The organism is Pseudarthrobacter sp. MEB009 (genome assembly GCF_030208875.1).
In the GTDB taxonomy this organism is placed as follows: Bacteria; Actinomycetota; Actinomycetes; order Actinomycetales; family Micrococcaceae; genus Arthrobacter.
On the sequence record NZ_JARVTC010000008.1, the window covers coordinates 38,846 to 54,140 of the forward strand.

General features: G+C 67.1%; 15 protein-coding genes. 2 read left to right on the plus strand and 13 right to left on the minus strand.

Translation table 11 applies throughout. The features are described from left to right. Positions 1 to 16: 16 nt before the first annotated feature. The 6 genes from priA to QRN07_RS08365 all read right to left on the minus strand — a co-directional run bounded on the left by priA (position 17) and on the right by QRN07_RS08365 (position 4,107). A complete protein-coding gene (gene priA, locus QRN07_RS08340; RefSeq protein ID WP_050685694.1) occupies positions 17 to 763 on the minus strand; it encodes a bifunctional 1-(5-phosphoribosyl)-5-((5-phosphoribosylamino)methylideneamino)imidazole-4-carboxamide isomerase/phosphoribosylanthranilate isomerase PriA in 747 nt (248 codons plus the stop codon). Positions 764 to 803: 40 nt separating this feature from the next. Further along, on the minus strand, positions 804 to 962 hold the full coding sequence (locus tag QRN07_RS08345; protein ID WP_164468838.1) for a CG2302 family histidine operon protein: 159 nt from the start codon (positions 960 to 962) through the stop codon (positions 804 to 806). Continuing rightward, positions 963 to 1,736 carry an imidazole glycerol phosphate synthase subunit HisH gene (gene hisH, locus QRN07_RS08350; protein ID WP_285240808.1) on the minus strand — a complete coding sequence of 258 codons (774 nt, stop codon included), beginning with the start codon at positions 1,734 to 1,736 and terminating at the stop codon, positions 963 to 965. Further along, positions 1,733 to 2,359, minus strand: a complete 627-nt coding sequence (hisB, locus tag QRN07_RS08355) for an imidazoleglycerol-phosphate dehydratase HisB (RefSeq protein ID WP_285240809.1) — start codon at positions 2,357 to 2,359, stop codon at positions 1,733 to 1,735. Before hisB ends, hisH begins: the two co-directional genes overlap by 4 nt. A 61-nt stretch (positions 2,360 to 2,420) precedes the next feature. Beyond that, positions 2,421 to 3,539, minus strand: a complete 1,119-nt coding sequence (locus tag QRN07_RS08360) for a histidinol-phosphate transaminase (RefSeq protein WP_285240810.1) — start codon at positions 3,537 to 3,539, stop codon at positions 2,421 to 2,423. A 142-nt stretch (positions 3,540 to 3,681) separates the two neighbouring features. Next, a complete protein-coding gene (locus QRN07_RS08365; protein ID WP_285240811.1) occupies positions 3,682 to 4,107 on the minus strand; it encodes a LysM peptidoglycan-binding domain-containing protein in 426 nt (141 codons plus the stop codon). A gap of 323 nt (positions 4,108 to 4,430) precedes the next feature. Here QRN07_RS08365 and lexA point away from each other — a divergent pair, with 323 nt between their 5' ends. Beyond that, positions 4,431 to 5,165, plus strand: a complete 735-nt coding sequence (gene lexA, locus QRN07_RS08370; RefSeq protein ID WP_050685698.1) for a transcriptional repressor LexA — start codon at positions 4,431 to 4,433, stop codon at positions 5,163 to 5,165. Positions 5,166 to 5,274: 109 nt separating this feature from the next. On the opposite strand, the gene QRN07_RS08375 is transcribed toward lexA, so the two are convergent. Together QRN07_RS08375 and hflX are read right to left on the minus strand one after the other, a co-directional pair. Next, positions 5,275 to 7,329, minus strand: a complete 2,055-nt coding sequence (locus QRN07_RS08375; protein WP_285240812.1) for an ATP-dependent DNA helicase — start codon at positions 7,327 to 7,329, stop codon at positions 5,275 to 5,277. After that, a complete protein-coding gene (gene hflX, locus QRN07_RS08380) occupies positions 7,322 to 8,890 on the minus strand; it encodes a GTPase HflX (protein ID WP_050685700.1) in 1,569 nt (522 codons plus the stop codon). The genes QRN07_RS08375 and hflX overlap by 8 nt, the downstream gene beginning before the upstream one ends. A gap of 435 nt (positions 8,891 to 9,325) precedes the next feature. On the opposite strand from hflX, the gene QRN07_RS08385 reads away from it, so the two are divergent. After that, a complete protein-coding gene (locus QRN07_RS08385; protein ID WP_050685701.1) occupies positions 9,326 to 9,949 on the plus strand; it encodes a class I SAM-dependent methyltransferase in 624 nt (207 codons plus the stop codon). Here QRN07_RS08385 and dapF read toward each other — a convergent pair. The 5 genes from dapF to recA form a co-directional block, all read right to left on the minus strand. Continuing rightward, positions 9,921 to 10,865: a diaminopimelate epimerase gene (dapF, locus tag QRN07_RS08390; RefSeq protein ID WP_285240813.1), complete on the minus strand. Its 945-nt coding sequence runs from the start codon at positions 10,863 to 10,865 to the stop codon at positions 9,921 to 9,923. The two genes, QRN07_RS08385 and dapF, sit on opposite strands and share 29 nt — an antisense overlap. A 37-nt stretch (positions 10,866 to 10,902) precedes the next feature. Continuing rightward, positions 10,903 to 11,805 (minus strand): tRNA (adenosine(37)-N6)-dimethylallyltransferase MiaA, encoded by a 903-nt coding sequence (gene miaA, locus QRN07_RS08395; protein WP_050685702.1) that lies wholly within the window; start codon positions 11,803 to 11,805, stop codon positions 10,903 to 10,905. Between the two features lie 3 nt (positions 11,806 to 11,808). Next, a complete protein-coding gene (gene miaB / locus QRN07_RS08400) occupies positions 11,809 to 13,386 on the minus strand; it encodes a tRNA (N6-isopentenyl adenosine(37)-C2)-methylthiotransferase MiaB (RefSeq protein ID WP_502934786.1) in 1,578 nt (525 codons plus the stop codon). A gap of 3 nt (positions 13,387 to 13,389) precedes the next feature. Then, the gene (locus QRN07_RS08405) at positions 13,390 to 13,887 is read right to left on the minus strand and encodes a regulatory protein RecX (protein ID WP_285240826.1); all 498 of its coding nucleotides are present in this window, start codon (positions 13,885 to 13,887) and stop codon (positions 13,390 to 13,392) included. A 114-nt stretch (positions 13,888 to 14,001) separates the two neighbouring features. Further along, on the minus strand, positions 14,002 to 15,057 hold the full coding sequence (recA, locus tag QRN07_RS08410) for a recombinase RecA (protein WP_050685704.1): 1,056 nt from the start codon (positions 15,055 to 15,057) through the stop codon (positions 14,002 to 14,004). Positions 15,058 to 15,295: the final 238 nt, after the last annotated feature.

Sequence of the window (15,295 nt, forward strand, 5' to 3'; positions counted from 1 at the left end):
GTTTCCCTGTTGCGCCTCAGCGGCGGCCGGCAACGTCGAGGGCTTCGGGCAGGGTGAAGGCGCCGGCGTACAGGGCCTTGCCCACAATGGCACCTTCGACGCCCAGCGGAACCAGCGAACGGAGGACCTTGAGGTCCTCGAGGCTGGAGATGCCTCCCGAGGCGACCACGGGCTTGCCGGTCTTCTCCACCATCCGGCGGAGTAGCTCCACATTGGGGCCCTGCAGGGTGCCGTCCTTGGTGACGTCCGTGACCACGTAGCGTGCGCAGCCGGCGTCTTCAAGGCGTGCCAGGACGTCCCAGAGGTCCCCGCCTTCCTTGGTCCAGCCGCGGCCTGCCAGTGTAGTGCCGCGGACGTCGAGGCCCACGGCGATCCGGTCGCCGAAGCGGTCGATTGCCCGGCGGGTCCAGTCGGGGTTCTCCAGCGCGGCGGTGCCCAGGTTCACGCGCGCGACGCCCAGGTCAAGGGCAGCTTCGAGGCTTTCGTCGTCGCGCAGCCCGCCGGACAGTTCCACTTTGATGTCCAGCCGGCCCACCACTTCGCGGAGCAGTTCCGCGTTGGACCCCCGGCCGAAGGCTGCGTCGAGGTCCACCAGGTGCACCCACTCGGCACCCTGGTCCTGCCAGTTCAGCGCAGCTTCCAGCGGGGTGCCGTAGCTGGTTTCGCTGCCGGCCTCGCCCTGGACCAGCCGGACGGCCTGTCCATTAACAACGTCGACGGCGGGCAGCAGTTCCAGGACCGGCAGGTCGTTTGCGGTGGTCATCAGTTTCCTCAGGGTTGGGTGACGGAGTACGCGGGCCCGGTCAGGAGCCAGGCAGGGTCAGGAGATACGCGGCCACCAGCGACATCGCGGCCAGGACGTAGAACGAAACCTGGGTCCAGAGCGGTTTGGCCTGCTGGCGGAAGGACAGTGCGCCGCCCACCAGGAGACCGGCCAGGCCCATCAGGACAATGGACCACATTCAGGAATCGCCGCCGGCCGCGGGCTGGGCAGCGGTTTCGGCTGGGGTGGCATCGCTGGTTGCGGGGCGGCGCAGGGCGTCCACCCAGTTGCGCAGCAGCCGGGCTCCGGCGTCGCCGGACTTTTCCGGGTGGAACTGGGTGGCGCACAGCGGCCCGTTCTCCACCGCGGCTATGAAGGGGGCGCCGTGCTCGGACCAGGTCACCAGGGGCGCCGCCATACGCGGCTGGATGATGTCGAAGTTCCATTCCTGCACCCCGTAGGAGTGCACAAAGTAGAAGCGTTCGTTTTCGACGCCGGCAAACAGTTTGGAGCCGGCCGGGGACTTCACGGTGTTCCACCCCATGTGGGGCACCACCTCGGCGGGCAGCAGTTCCACCTTGCCGGGCCATTCGCCGATGCCTTCAGCTTCGGTGCCGTGCTCCACACCGGCTTCAAAAAGCACCTGGAGTCCTACGCAGATGCCCAGGACCGGGCGTCCGCCGGCCACCCTGCGGCCGATCAGGCGGATCCCGTCCACGGCTTTGAGCTCGCGCATCACCGTTTCAAAGGCGCCGACGCCGGGCACCACCAGGCCGTCCGCGTTCAGCGCGTCCCCGGGCTTGGCGCTCAGGATGACCTCGGCTCCGGCACGCTCAAGGGCGCGGACGGCGGAGCGTACGTTCCCGGAACCGTAGTCAAGCACGGTGACGGTGGGTTTGCCCTGGGGCGACTCGAGCCGCTGGGCTGCCGAGGGGTCGATGATCGCGCCGTCCTTGAGGATCCGGCCCGTCACAGGGCGCCCTTGGTGGACGGGATGCCTTCAACGCGGGGGTCGGGTTCCACGGCCGCGCGCAGGGCCCGGGCGAACGCCTTGAACTGTGCCTCCACGATGTGGTGCGGATCGCGGCCGGCCATGACGTTCATGTGCAGGCAGATGCCGGCGTGCAAGGTGATGGCTTCGAAAACGTGGCGGGTCAGGGACCCGGTGAAGTGCCCGCCGATCAGGTGGTACTCCTGGCCTGCGGGCTCGCCGCCGTGCACCAGGTAGGGCCGGCCCGAGACATCAACAACGGCGTGGGCAAGGGCCTCGTCCAGCGGGACAGTGGCTTCGCCGAAGCGCCGGATCCCGGTCTTGGTGCCCAGGGCGGTGCGGAGGACTTCCCCGAAGGTGATGGCGACGTCTTCGACGGTGTGGTGGACGTCGATGTGGGTGTCACCGGTGGCCTTGACGGTCATGTCGATCAGCGAGTGCTTGCACAGTGCTGTGAGCATGTGGTCGTAGAACGGCACCGAGGTGTCGATGTCCGATACACCGGTGCCGTCAAGGTTGATCTCCACGAGCACTGACGATTCACTGGTGGCACGCTCCATGCGTGCGGTCCGGGACTCGGCTGCGTTCGATCCGGTGGAACTCATGGTCAAGGGTCCTTTGAGGGAAGTGGGGGTGGTGGGACGGGGTGCGCCCTGTTGGTCAAGTCTAGGCGCGAAGCCCGGGCGTCCCGGCAAGGATGCTCTCCAGGGCGGACAGGAACGCCGTTGTTTCCTTCTCCGTGCCCGCAGTGACGCGCAGGTGTCCGGGGATCCCGACGTCCCTGATCAGCACGCCGGCGTCCAGGAGTTCCTGCCAGACCTGGTGCGGGTCCGTGAGGCCGCCGAAGAACACGTAGTTCGAGTCGGACGCCGCGGGCTTGAGGCCCAGCAGCTCCAGCCCGGCCACGATGCGGTCGCGCTGGACCATGATGTCCTGCACGTCCGCCATCAGGGCCTCGCGGTGCTCAAGTGCGGCAAGGGCAGTGGCTTGCGTGATGGCTGACAGGTGGTACGGCAGCCTGACCAGGCGGAGGGCGTCGGTGACTTCCGGGGCCGCCGCCATGTAGCCGAGCCGGGCGCCGGCCAGGGCGAAGGCCTTGCTCATGGTGCGGGTGACGATCAGGCGTTCCCGGCTAGGCAGGAGGGTGAGGGCGCTGGGTGTGCCCTCGTGGGCAAACTCGTGATACGCCTCGTCGACGATGACGATGGTCTGGCTGTCGTTGCCGGCTTCGTAGACAGCCTCAACCACGTCCAGGCCCAGCCCGGTTCCCGTGGGATTGTTCGGTGAGCAGAGGAAAACGACGTTGGGCTGCAGCTCGCGCACCTGGCGGGCAGCCGACTCCGCGCTGAGGCCGTACCCTTCGGCGCGTACCCCTGCGATGTATTCGGTATCCGTGCCGCTGGCCAGGAGCGGGTACATGGAATACGTGGGAGGAAAACCCAGGGCGGTCCGGCCGGGGCCGCCAAACGCCTGCAGGATCTGCTGGAGGACCTCGTTGGAGCCGTTGGCGGCCCAGAGGTTGGCCTCGTCCAGGCCGTGCCCCAGGTATTCCGCCAGGGCCTTCCGCAGATCGGTGAATTCGCGGTCCGGGTAGCGGTTGAGCCCGGCAGCGGCCTCGGTGACTGCTGCGCTGATGGCGGCACGGACGTCCGCCGGGACGCCATGGGTGTTCTCGTTGACGTTGAGCAGGATGGGAACATCCAGCTGGGGGGCCCCGTAAGGGGTCAGCCCACGGAGGTTGCTGCGGAGGGGAAGCCGGTTCAAACGCTCTAGCTGGTCATTCACCTGAACAGTTTAGTGGCCCTGCCCGGCCCCGGAAAATGTGACGGTCCGGGACTGCCATCCTGCGGGTGGGGTGTCCTTGTTTCCAGCCGTTGGTGCTGGCCCGAACGTGGGGACGAACAGCCCGCACGTGCGTTCGAACAAGCTAGTACGTGGGGACGAAGAGCTGCTGGCCGGGGAGGACTGCTCCGCCGGTGAGGTTGTTGAGCTGCACGATGTCCGCAATGACGTCCCGCGCGTCCCGGTCCGGAGCCACATAGCCGGCAATGGCCCACAGTGAGTCGCCCGGCTGGACGGTCACCGACACCGAGGGCGTGGGGGCGAGATCCGCAACGGAGTCGGACGCTTTGGCCGGCGAGGTGAAGAAGCCGGCCAGGGAGAGCAGGACCGCTGCCAGCAGCATCAGCGGGATGCCCACCAGGACAATCCGGCCGCGCCGGGTGAGGCGGAGCGGCGGCAGGGCCTTTGAAGCCTTGGCGCTGGAAACCCCTGCACGCGGAACCTGGCGGATGGAAGCCGCGGGGTGTGCAACCACGGGAAGTGAAACCTGGGTGAGTGATGTAGCTGACATGAACTGAGCCCTCCTGGACCGTACTGTGCTGCCCGGTTGTCCTTCCCAGCAGCCACGCCCCGGCGTATCCGGCATCTTCTTCGAACGGGGCAAGCAAGGAATAGAACACATATTCGAACTTTGCTTCTTCAGTTTTAGCATCTATCAACGAACAATGTCGAGACTCGCTAGAACAAATGTTTGAAAAAGCCTTGTGGCTGGCCTAGTTTTGAACCAACGAACAACCACCTCTGAAGTTGATCACCAGGGTCTGACAATGAGGACGGGACCAACCGGCCCGGGGGCACGGACAGCCCGGTGGCAACCGAAAGGCATTGGCGAATATGGCAGCAGCAGCCGCCGGAAGCAGGGCAACCCCGCAACCGAAGAGGACCGCCAAGGGCCTGACCCCCCGGCAGAAGAAAATCCTCGAGACCATCCAGCGGTCCGTCAATGACAACGGCTACCCGCCGTCCATGCGTGAAATCGGCGACACCGTGGGGCTCGCCAGCCTCTCCAGCGTGACGCACCAGCTCTCGCAGCTGGAAAAGCTCGGCTACCTTCGCCGCGATCCCAAGCGGCCCCGCGCCATGGAAGTCCTGATGCCCCTCACGCTGGACGGCGGCGCAGCCACAGCGGAGTCACGCCCGGCCAACGGCGCCTCGGCGGGCGGCGCAACCGTCACCGTCCTGCCCACCGCGCTGGATACGGCCATGGTGCCACTGGTGGGCCGTATTGCCGCCGGCGGCCCCATCCTGGCGGACCAGGTGGTGGAGGACGTGATGCCCCTCCCCCGCCAGCTGGTGGGCCAGGGCGAACTTTTTATGCTCAAGGTGGCCGGCGATTCCATGGTGGACGCCGCCATTTGCGATGGTGACTGGGTGGTGGTGCGCCGCCAGGCGGACGCCGTGAACGGCGATATCGTCGCCGCCCTCCTCGATGACGAGGCAACGGTCAAGACGTTCCGCCAGCGTGACGGCCACACCTGGCTGCTCCCGCAAAACACCCAGTACGAGCCCATTCTTGGTGACCACGCCACCATCATGGGCAAAGTGGTCTCGGTGCTGCGGTCCCTCTGACTGTCGCCAAACTCCTGTTCCCCCGAACTGCCGGTACGGCCGGTGGGCTGGCAGCGTCGCTGCCTGCCCACCGGCCGTACTCGTCTCCGCGTCCGGCCAGGGTCTGCAGCTAGGCGTTTTCCCGGGCCAGCCGCTCCAGGGCGGCCACAGCAGTCTTGGGATCCGTTGTGGCCCAGAACGGGGGCAGCGCCCCGCGCAGGAAGCCCGCATAACGTTCGGTGGCCAGGCGGGAGTCCAGGACTGCAACCACGCCTTTGTCCCCGGTGGACCTGATCAGCCGGCCGGCGCCCTGGGCGAGCCGGATGGCCGCGTGGGTGGCCGAGACGGACATAAAGCCGTTCCCGCCGGCCTGCGCCACGGCGCGGGAGCGGGCGGTCATCAGCGGATCGTCCGGGCGCGGGAACGGGATCCGGTCAATCACCACCAGCCGGCATGAACCGCCGGGCACGTCCACGCCCTGCCACAGCGACATGGTGCCGAAAAGGCAGGTGTCGGGCTCGTCAGCAAACTGTTTCACCAACGCGGTCATGGTGGAATCGCCCTGGCACAGGACTGTCTGTTCCAGTTTAGGCCGCAGCGCCTCCGCCGCTTCCTCTGCCGCGCGGCGGGACGAAAACAGGCACAAGGCTCCCCCGCCGGAGGCCGTAATGAGGGATTCGAGTTCAGCCAGCGATTCCGGGGAGACCCCGCGCCCGGGCTTGGGCAGGTGCCCTGCCACGTACAGGATGCCTTGCCGCGGGTAGTCGAAGGGCGAGCCGACGTCGATGCCCGTCCAGGTGGGGGCACCTTCCCCCACCAGGCCCAGCCCACCGGCTGCGGGTTCGAACGCCGAGCCGATGGCAAGGGTGGCGGAGGTAAGGACCACGGTGTGGCCGGCAAACAGGCCTTCACGCAGGCGGCCCGCCACTGACAACGGGGCAATGTTCACCAGGACCGGGGCGGTCTCGTCCGGCGGCGAATAGCCCTGGCCGGGATCGAAGGTGCTGGCGCGGGAGAACCACACCACTTCGCGGTTGTCGCGGGCTGTCAGGAGCCGCTCACACAGTTCCAGGATGAGCATCAGCCGGGACCGCGCCAGCTGCCGCCCGCCGTCGGCCGCAGCGCTTCCGTCGGCCTTGGAATCGGACAGCGCCGCCCGGCACGCTTCACGGAGCTGGTCCACACAGTCGAGTTGTTCGTCATTGAGCCCGTTGGGCAGCAGGCCGTTGGGGGCACCGTCCAGCGCCAACTCCAGGTTCCCGGCGGCGGCGTTGAGCGCATCCACGGTGATGGCCGTGTGCTTCCGGGCTCCGGAGGCGGCGGCGTGGATCATGGCAACGGACAGCTGGCCGGAGACCGCGCCCGTCACCCGGTCCTGGAGTTCGTGGGCCTCGTCCACCACCACCACGTCATACTCGGGCAGCACGGCAAGTCCTTCGAAGGCGCTGACGGCCAGCATGGCGTGGTTGGTCACCACCAGGTCCGCCTCGGCGGCGTCCTGGCGGGCCAGCTCGCTGAAGCACTCGGCAGCCATGGGGCACTTCTGTGCCCCCAGGCACTCCATGGAGGTCACGGACACCTGCCGCCACGCCTTGTCGGTTACGCCCGGCAGCAGCTCGTCGCGGTCTCCCGTGGTGGTCTTCTCCGCCCATTCACGCAGCCGGACCACTTCGCGGCCCAGCTGGGACGAGGGACCGCCCATCGACGCGGCAAAGTGCGGCACGCTGGTGTCTTCCGCCAGGGAGAACAGCTGGCCCTCGGCGGGTTCCTCGGACGGAAAGCCGCCTTCGAGCTTGTGCAGGCAGGCATAGTTGGACCGGCCTTTGACCAGGGCCACTTTGACCGGCCGCTCAAGGGCGGGGGTGATCGCTTTGAGCAGGCGGGGCAGGTCGCGGCCCACAATCTGGGTCTGCAGTGCCAGCGTCGCTGTGGACACCAGCGCCGGTTTGTTGCTTTCGATGGCATGGGCGATCAGCGGGATCAGGTAGGCCAGCGATTTGCCCGTGCCCGTGCCGGCCTGGACCAGCAGGTGGTTGCCGGTTTCGAGGGCGCGGGCCACCTGGCGGGTCATCTCGTGCTGGCCGCTGCGGCTCTGCCCGCCCATGCCGGACACCGCCCGGTCGAGGAGTTCAATGGCGAACTCCTCGCCGGGTGTGCCCGCGGCGCTCCGCCCGGTATCAGTCATTGCTGGCGAATGGTTCGAGCTCGGCCGCAAGGCCTTCCCGGACCATCACCACGGCCCGGGTACCGTTCTCAACGTGGTCAACGCTGATGATCTCGGCATCCGATTCGTGCAGTTTGCTGATCAGGTCCCCGCGGTCGTACGGGATCAGCAGCTCCAGCTTGACGCCGGGCCGCGGGATACCGTCGCTGATGGCCTGCAGCAGCGCGTCGATGCCTTCACCGGTGCGCGCCGAAACCACCACGTGGCGGGGTTCGCGCTGCTTGAGCCGCTCCACCACAAAGGGATCCGCGGCGTCGGCCTTGTTCAGCACGATGATCTCGGGGACCTTGCGCGCGTCCACCTCGGTGAAGACCTTGCGGACGGCAGCGATCTGCCCCTCGGGATCGGGGTGCGAGACGTCCACCACATGCAGGATCAGGTCCGAGTCCGCTACCTCCTCCAGGGTGGACCGGAAGGCCTCCACCAGCTGGGTGGGCAGTGACCGGACAAAGCCCACGGTGTCGGCAAGGGTGTAACCCAGGCCGTCCGCGGTCTCCGCCTTGCGGATGGTGGGGTCCAGCGTGGCGAACAAGGCGTTCTCCACCAGGACACCGGCATCCGTCAGGCGGTTGAGCAGCGAGGATTTCCCGGCGTTGGTATAGCCGGCAATGGCAACGGATGGTACTTCGTTACGACGGCGGTTGGCCCGCTTGGTTTCCCGGGCGGGCTTCATCGCGGCTATTTCGCGCCGCAGCTTTGCCATCCGGGTCCGGATGCGCCGGCGGTCCAGCTCGATCTTTGTCTCACCGGGACCACGTGAACCCATACCTGCGGCGGCTCCACCCACCTGGCCGCCTGCCTGGCGGGACATCGAATCGCCCCAGCCGCGCAGGCGCGGGAGCAGGTATTCGAGCTGGGCCAGTTCAACCTGGGCCTTGCCTTCGCGGCTCTTGGCGTGCTGGGCGAAGATGTCCAGGATCAGGCCGGTACGGTCGATCACCTTGACCTTGACGATGTCCTCCAGGCCACGGCGCTGGGATGGTGCCAGCTCCGCGTCCACCACCACAGTGTCCGCGCCCGTGGACATCACAATGTCCTTGAGCTCCAGGGCCTTGCCCGAGCCCAGGAACGTTCCGGGGTCCGGTTTGGCGCGGCGCTGGACCAGGCCGTCGAGGACCTCGGAGCCGGCCGTTTCGGCAAGGGCCGCCAGCTCGCGCAGCGAGTTCTCGGCATCGGCGAGGGTCCCTTCGGACCACAGCCCGGCAAGGACCACCCGCTCAAGCCGAAGCTGGCGGTACTCGACTTCGGTGACGTCCTCGAGTTCCGTGGACAGCCCTGCGGTGCGGCGCAGCGCCCGGCGTTCCTCAAGGTCCTGCTGGTCGCCGTCGTAGCTGGAATGCTCCTGCTCCTGGTGGGAGATCGCCTGGGCTTTGCCAAAGACTGCCTTCCCGCCGTCGTCCGACTTCCCGTTGCTGCCGGCCGGCACGTCCTTGGAGAGGATCCGGTCGATCACAGCCTGGATGTCGGCGGGGCTGAGGTCCGAGGCGGCGGGATCGGATCCGGGGTTGGGCTGGTCGGTCATGGTCTCCTTTGAAGATTCGGCATTTCCAGAATAGTGCCGATCGCTGTGCTGTGGTGAAGTCTCTGAGCTGGGGTGACGGCCTGCAGTCATCCATGCCTCCTGTTTTTCGCGCAGCCCCCTGGGCTGCGGTTGGCGTGCCTGCACGGGACATCATGCTTTCGCTCCCGGTGCAGGGAAGAAATAGGGCCGGAAAAGGCAGGAGCGCCAGCCAGGCTGATGCTTCGAGGATTGTCCGGCGGCCGGAACAGCGCGGATCGCGGCTGGTCCGGTGCACAAGCGGAAGGTTGGCTAACCTGCGTCGCTGTGGGACGGGGCACGGGGCGGGCGGGGCCCGGCGCGTGCTACTCGAAGATCAGGAACATGCTCCCAACACTAGCAGAGCGCCAAAGTACGCGGTTTCCCATTACGCTCCAAGGGGAACTATTCTGGCTCGTTATGGAGTCAGCACATTATTTCAGCGCATCACCCGCCGGCCCTTTTACCCGCAAGCCGCTCACCGTGGATCTCGCCGGCGAAACCCGGCACCTCCACACCTCCGCAGGCATCTTCAGCCCTGACGGCATCGATAAGGGAACCGCTGTCCTCCTGGCCGAAGTCCCGGCGCCCTCCCCGCAGGGAAACCTGCTGGACATTGGCTGCGGGTGGGGCCCGATCGCCCTGACCATGGCGCTGCTGGCACCCGAAGCCACAGTCCACGCCGTGGACGTCAATGAACGGTGCATCACGCTGACCAACGAAAACGCGGCGGCCCTGGGGCTGGCCAATGTGGCAGCAGCCCTTCCGGATGCGGTGGATCCGGGGGTGCGCTTCGACACCATCTGGTCCAATCCGCCCATCCGGATCGGCAAGGACGAGCTGCATTCCCTGCTTCGGCTCTGGCTGCCCCGGCTGGCCCCGGGCGGCACCGCCTGGTTGGTGGTCCAGAAGAACCTCGGCTCGGATTCACTTCAGCGGTGGCTTGCCTCGGAGCTGGACGCCACGTTCAGCGTGACCCGCGAATCCACGGCCAAGACGTTCCGGATCCTGAAGGTCAGGAAAGCGTCCCTGTCGCCACAATAACGGCGGGGCCGCTGAGCTCCACGTGTTCGTGGCCGCCGGGCCCGGCGAAGAACTTCACGCCCACCGCACCGCCGGGGACGTTGACCTGCCACGTGTCCGGGGCTTCGGCCCCAGCCCAGTGACGGATGGCCACAGCCGCAGCGCAGGCCCCGGTGCCGCAGGACTGGGTCTCCCCCACGCCGCGCTCGTGCACCCGCATGGTGACCGCCCCGACGCCGTTGTGCACCAGCGGGTCGGCGGGGACCACAAATTCGACGTTGGTGCCGTGGGGCGGCACGGGCTCCACGGTGGGCGCTGTGTACAGCCGGGTGGCGCTGAGTTCGGAAAGTTCGGCCAGGGCAACTACGGTGTGCGGGTTGCCCATGCTGATGGACAGGGCAGGCCGCGGCACTTCGAGGCCGTCGGCGGTGACCAGCGAGTCCATGGCCTTGGCGGTGGCATCGCCGGGGAAGATGAACTCCCAGGGGCCCATGTCCACCGCGTAGCCGTCGCCCGTCCGGACCACGGTCTTGACGCCGCCGCGCGTGCCGATGGTGAGGGCGCCGCCGTCGGGCAGGTCGATCAGGCCTTCGGCGCGCAGGAAGTGGACAAAGACACGCACGCCGTTGCCGCACATTTCGGACAGTGAGCCGTCCCCGTTCCGGTAGTCCATGAACCATTCGGCGTCGGGGCTGGAGGCCAGCAGGTCGCGGCCTTCGGGCAGGAATCGGGAAGGGACAGCGCGGATGAGGCCGTCCGCACCGATGCCGCGGTGCCTGTCGCACAGCGCAGCAACGTGGTCTGCGCCGATAACGGAGGTTCCCTCAGGATCGGCCACCAGGACGAAGTCGTTGCCGGTGCCGTGTCCTTTGGCGAACCGGAGGCCGGCAAGGTCGGGCAGGGCCGGGGTGGCGGTGTGTGCGGTGGCTGCGTCCATGGGTCCTAGGTTACCGGCCACGGTGCCGGCACCCGAATCAGGCATGCCGGCTGAGCGCAACTGCCTTCGCCGCGAGCTCCGGGTCCTTCCAGTCCAGCCAGTCCACGCGCGGGTCGGCACGGAACCAGGTGAGCTGGCGGCGGGCGAACTGGCGGGTGGCCACGATGGTTTCCTCTGCCGCCTGGGCCTCTGTTGCCACTCCTTCCAGGACGTTGAGGAACTGGGAGTACCCGAGGGCCCTGGCAGCTGTCCTGCCGCGCCGCAGGCCCTCAGCATCGAGCCGCCGGACCTCGGCGGTCAGGCCGTTGGCAACCATGCCGTGCACCCGGTCAGCGAGCCGGACGCGGAGCACCTCCCGGTCCACTGCCAGGCCGATCTGCACGGCCGGCTGGAAGTACTCCCGGCGGGGCATAAAGGCGCTGAACGGGCGGCCTGTGAGCTGCTGGACTTCCAGTGCACGGATGATGCGGCGGTCATCCGTGAGCCGCTCCGCCGACACCGGGTCCACGGCGCGAAGGCGTTCGCGCAGCGACGCCGTTCCCTGGGCTGCAAGGTCCGCTTCCAGCTGCCCGCGAAGTTCGGGGCTGGTGCCGGGGAACTCCAGGACGTCGAGGGCCGCCCGGACGTACAGTCCCGAGCCGCCGGCCAGGATGGCCCGTTTGCCGCGGGCATGGATGGCTGCCACAGTTGCCCGGGCCTGCTCCTGGAAGTCCGCAACGCTCGCTTCCTGGGTGACGTCCATGATGTCCAGCAGGTGGTGCGGCACACCCCGGCGTTCGGCGATGGTGATTTTTGCGGTGCCGATGTCCATGCCCCGGTAAAACTGCATGGCATCAGCGTTGATGACCTCGCCATCCAGTGCGAGGGCGAGGTCAACAGCGAGGTCTGACTTACCGGAGCCGGTGGGTCCGACGACGGCGATGACGGCCGGGGCTGCCACCGGTCAGCGGGTGCGCAGCGGCAGGGCAGGCATGCCAAGGGACACGCCGGAACCACCCTTTGCAGCCCCTGGTGCGGGAGCGCCGCAGGAGTCCGCCAGGGACCGGTCCCAGGCGTCCCCGGCGCGTGAGCGCCTGAGGCTGTAGTCCTCCGGAGCAGGATCGGCGACGAGGTGGAAGGCTGCTGCCTCGGTGATGGTGACGGTGACCAGGTCACCCGGACGCGGGGCCGGGGCCCCTGCCGGAACCGAGAAGTGCACCAGCCTCTGGTCCTGGGCACGGCCGGAGAGCCGGTGCGTCTCTTCGGACTTGCGTCCTGACTGTGCGGTGACCAGCACTTCCACCCGGCAGCCCAGCTGGCTGCGGTTCTCTTCTGCGGCGATCCTGTCCTGAAGTGCGGTGAGCCGTTCGAAGCGTTCCTGCACGACGGCCTTGGGCAGCTGCTCAGGCAGGTCGGCGGCGGGAGTGCCCGGCCGCTTGGAGTACTGGAAGGTGAAGGCGGTGGCGAACCGGGACTGCTGCACCACGTCAAGGGTGGCCTGGAAGTCCTCCTCGGTCTCGCCGGGGAAGCCCACAATGATGTCCGTGGAGATGGCGGCATGCGGGATCCGGGTCCGGACCTTGTCCAGGATGCCGAGGAACCTGGCGGACCGGTAGGAGCGCTTCATGGCCCGCAGGACGGCGTCCGAACCGGACTGCAGCGGCATGTGGAGTTGCGGCATCACGTTGGGGGTTTCGGCCATGGCATCGATGACGTCGTCAGTGAAAGCGGCCGGGTGGGGGCTGGTGAACCGGACGCGTTCGAGCCCCTCAATGTCGCCGCAGGCGCGCAGCAGCTTGGAGAAGGCCTGCCGGTCGCCGAATTCCACGCCATAGGAGTTGACGTTCTGGCCAAGCAAGGTGACCTCGATGGCGCCGTCAGCCACCAGGGCCTGGATTTCGGCGAGGATGTCGCCCGGGCGGCGGTCCTTTTCCTTGCCCCGGAGGGCGGGCACGATGCAGAACGTGCAGGTGTTGTTGCAGCCCACGGAGATGGATACCCAGCCCGAGTAGACCGAGTCGCGTTTGGTGGGCAGCGTGGACGGGAAGACGTCCAGTGATTCAAGGATTTCCAGCTGCGCTTCGTTGTTGTGCCGGGCCCGGTCCAGCAGTGCCGGCAGCGCACCCACATTGTGGGTACCAAAGACAGCGTCCACCCACGGCGCCTTCTTCAGGATGGTGTCCCGGTCCTTCTGGGCCAGGCAGCCTCCGACGGCGATCTGCATGCCCGGGTTGGCGGCCTTGATGGGAGCCAGCATGCCCAGGTTGCCGTAGAGCTTGTTGTCGGCGTTTTCCCGGACCGCGCAGGTGTTAAAGACCATAACGTCTGCCTGGGCGCCTTCGGCCGGTACGTAGCCGGCGTCCTCCAGCATCCCGGCCATCCGCTCGGAGTCGTGCACGTTCATCTGGCAGCCGAAGGTCCGCACCTGGTAGGTGCGGGCGCCGGCAGGGCCGGAGTGCAGCGGCGGAGCCGGCTCCGCTTCGGTTGCGGGCGCTGCAACGGAACCGTTGCCGGGAAGGGGGGAAGGAATGGTCAAACTCACCTGTTAAGGGTAGCCGCTTACCGGCTGGCCGGTGTCTGCCGCGTGCGCATCGATGACGTCAGCCACAATCCGGAAGGCCTGGGCGGGCTGATACCCCTTGCGGGCGAGCATGGACGCCAGCCGGCGGGTTGTTTTGTCGCGCCCAGCGCGGTCGTCAAGGTCCAGGCCGGGCCGGAGCTTGCGCTCCACCAGGCTCCGGGCTGCCAGTTCCTCGTCGGCGTCGGACAGCTGTTCCAGGGCGGCTTCCGCGGTGTCCGGCTCGATGCCTTTCTCTGCCAGTTCCCGCCGGAGCGCGCCCTTGGCGAGTTTCCGTGACTGCGCGCGGCTGCGGACCCACATGTCCGCGAACTCGGCATCGTTAATAAGCCGAACGTCCTCGAACTTGTCCAGGACGTTTTCTGCGACATCTTCCGGAACGTCCCGTTCGGCCAGCTTGCGGGCCAGCTGGAGCCTGCTTTTGGGTGCCGCCGACAGCTGCCGGTAGACGATGGCCTTGGCCACCGCCTCCGGGTCCGCCTCCGCATCCACCGGGAAGCCGGCGGGTCCGCCTTCTTCCACCTCAGGGGTGGAGCGGCGGGCCCGCCTGCTGCGCGGTTCTCCGAATCCGGTCAACTGCTAAAACCCGTCGACGGCCTTCAGCTTCGGCGAATCGGCGGACTCGGCCTCAGCCGGCTTCACACCCACACCGAGCTTCTCCTTGATGAGCCGTTCGAGCTCTGCTGCAAGCTCCGGGTTGTCGCGCAGGAACCGGCGGGAGTTCTCCATGCCCTGGCCCAGCTGGTCGCCGTCGTAGGTGAACCAGGAACCGGACTTCTTGATGAGGCCGTGCTCCACACCCATGTCGATGATGCCACCCTCGCGGGAGATGCCCTGGCCGTAGATGATGTCGAATTCGGCGATCTTGAAGGGCGGGGCCATCTTGTTTTTCACAATTTTGGCCTTGGTCCGGTTGCCGACGGAGTCGGCACCTTCCTTCAGGGTCTGGATCCGGCGTACGTCAATGCGGATGGAAGCGTAGAACTTCAGCGCCTTACCACCGGTGGTGGTCTCGGGCGAGCCGAAGAACACGCCGATCTTCTCACGCAGCTGGTTAATGAAGATGGCGGTGGTTTTGGTCTGGCTCAGGCGGCCGGTGATCTTACGCAGCGCCTGGCTCATCAGACGGGCCTGCAGGCCCACGTGGCTGTCGCCCATGTCGCCTTCGATTTCGGCACGGGGCACCAGGGCGGCTACGGAGTCGATGACGATCACGTCCAGGGAGCCTGAGCCGATCAGCATGTCCATGATTTCGAGGGCCTGCTCACCGGTGTCCGGCTGGGAGACCAGGAGGGCGTCCGTGTCCACGCCGAGCTTGGCGGCGTATTCGGGGTCAAGGGCGTGCTCGGCGTCGATAAACGCTGCGATGCCGCCCTGGCGCTGTGCGTTGGCCACCGCGTGCAGCGCAACGGTGGTTTTACCCGAGGATTCCGGGCCGTAGATCTCCACAACACGGCCGCGGGGCAGACCGCCAATTCCAAGCGCGACATCCAGTGCGATGGAGCCGGTGGGGATGACCTCGATGGGGGCACGGACCTCATCGCCCAGGCGCATGACCGAACCCTTGCCGAACTGCTTGTCAATCTGGGCCAAAGCTGCTTCCAGCGCTTTTGCACGATCCGGGGCTGCCGCCATGGTTGACACCTCTAATGCTTTCTCGATGGTGGCCTTGAGGGCCGTTTATTGGTCATCTCTGACGCTAGGGGGACCCACTGACATTTCCGCCGGATGGCATCGGCTATGTGGATAACCCGCTGGTAAAAGCATAACTTTATCCGAACAGGTATTCGAACCCGCGCCCGGCGTGTCAGCAGGAATTCCGGATTTTTCGCTTGCCCCGGCAGGCGCGGAGGGCGCTTGGGCCGGCCGGAAA